Annotated in this window: 1 protein-coding gene; it reads left to right on the plus strand. The window is 66.8% G+C overall.

The features are described from left to right. Nucleotides 1-97: 97 nt before the first annotated feature. A complete protein-coding gene (locus tag ACIRRA_RS45965; protein ID WP_402782467.1) occupies nt 98-1,480 on the plus strand; it encodes an IS1380 family transposase in 1,383 nt (460 codons plus the stop codon). Nucleotides 1,481-1,656 lie beyond the last annotated feature (176 nt).

The following is a 1,656-nucleotide window of genomic DNA, read 5'->3' on the forward strand; positions in this document are numbered from 1 at the left end:
TTAGGTGCTGTGGTAGTAACGAAGAATGGTGCTCTGAGCGGCGATAATACGGCTTGTCGAAGGTCGTATTGTTCGCGTTCTCAGGAGCACCATTCAGGTGAGCAAGTGTAGTTCGCCGTATCCGCGTCTGCTCGCGGACGGGTCGGGTTCAGGGGTCGTGTCGCAGGCCGGGGCGGTGTTGCTGCTGCGTACCGCCGAGAAGACGGGGTTGGTCACGGCGTTGTCGAAGGCACTGGCTCCGTGGCGAAAACCCCTGGCCGTGCATGATCCGGGCAAGATCATGCTGGATCTGGCTGTCACGGTTTCCCTCGGCGGGGACTGTCTGGCCGACCTCGGTGTGTTGCGTGCCGAGCCGGGTGTATTCGGGCCAGTGGCCTCGGACCCCACCGTGTCGCGGTTGGTCGCGAGTCTGGCGGCCGAAGCGCCGAAAGTGTTGTCGGCGTTGCGGTCCGCGCGAGCTACCGCCCGCGCTGCGGCCTGGGCCGCCGCCGGGGCCGATGCTCCCGATCACGGCATCGACGCCGAAACGCCGTTGATCATCGATCTGGATGCCACCCTGGTCACCGCGCATTCGGACAAGCAGCATGCGGCACCGACGTTCAAGCACGGCTACGGATTCCACCCGCTGGGGGCATGGGCCGACCATGGCCCTACCGGCACCGGGGAACCCTTGGTCATCATGCTGCGGCCCGGCAATGCCGGCTCCAACACCGCCGCCGACCACAAACAAGTCCTGAACCAGGCGTTGGCGCAACTGCCGTGGCAGCCGGGTTACCGGGTGGGCCGGAAAGTGCTGGTGCGCACCGACTCCGGCGGCGGCACCCACGAATTCCTCGACTACCTCACCCGTCGGCGGCTGCAATACTCGGTCGGATTCGGTCTGACCGACACCACCGCCGCCGCAGTCGATCTCATCCCCGACCATGCCTGGTGCGAGGCTTACGACGGTGATGGGAAAGTCCGTGACGGCGCATGGGTCGCGGAGCTGACCGGGCTGCTCGACCTGAACGACTGGCCCGCCGGCATGCGGGTGATCGTGCGCAAGGAACGCCCGCACCCCGGCGCGCAGCTGCGGTTCACCGACCGTGACGGTCTGCGGCTGACCGCTTTCGCCACCAACACCACCCGCGGTCAGCTGCCCGATCTGGAGCTGCGGCACCGCCGCCGCGCCCGCTGCGAGGACCGCATCCGCACCGCCAAGGACACCGGCCTGACCAACCTGCCGCTGCACGGCTTCGACCAGAACCGGATCTGGATCGAAATCGTCTGCCTGGCAACCGAACTCCTTGCATGGATGCAGATGCTCGCACTGCGCGGTCACGACGCTCGCCGATGGGAACCCAAACGCCTGCGGCTACGGCTGTTCTCCGCCGCGGCGCGGCTGGCCCGCCACGCTCGCCGAACCGCCCTGCGGTTCGGTGCGCACCGGCCCTACACCGACCTCATCACGACCGCACTGGCCCGCCTACAACCCGACTGACCAGCGCCAAACCGCCCCTAAAGCCATCGAAAGGAAACATTCCCGGGCTCGTGGAACCCGGCAGCCCACCCGCTGACCGGGTCAGCCAATCATGCCCCGCAGCCAGAAGCCGGCCGCAAAACATCAATCCGAACCCGAACAGGCCAGCACATCAGCCGCACGAAAGATCCGGGCTA

The organism is Nocardia sp. NPDC101769 (genome assembly GCF_044766925.1).
Lineage (GTDB): Bacteria > Actinomycetota > Actinomycetes > Mycobacteriales > Mycobacteriaceae > Nocardia.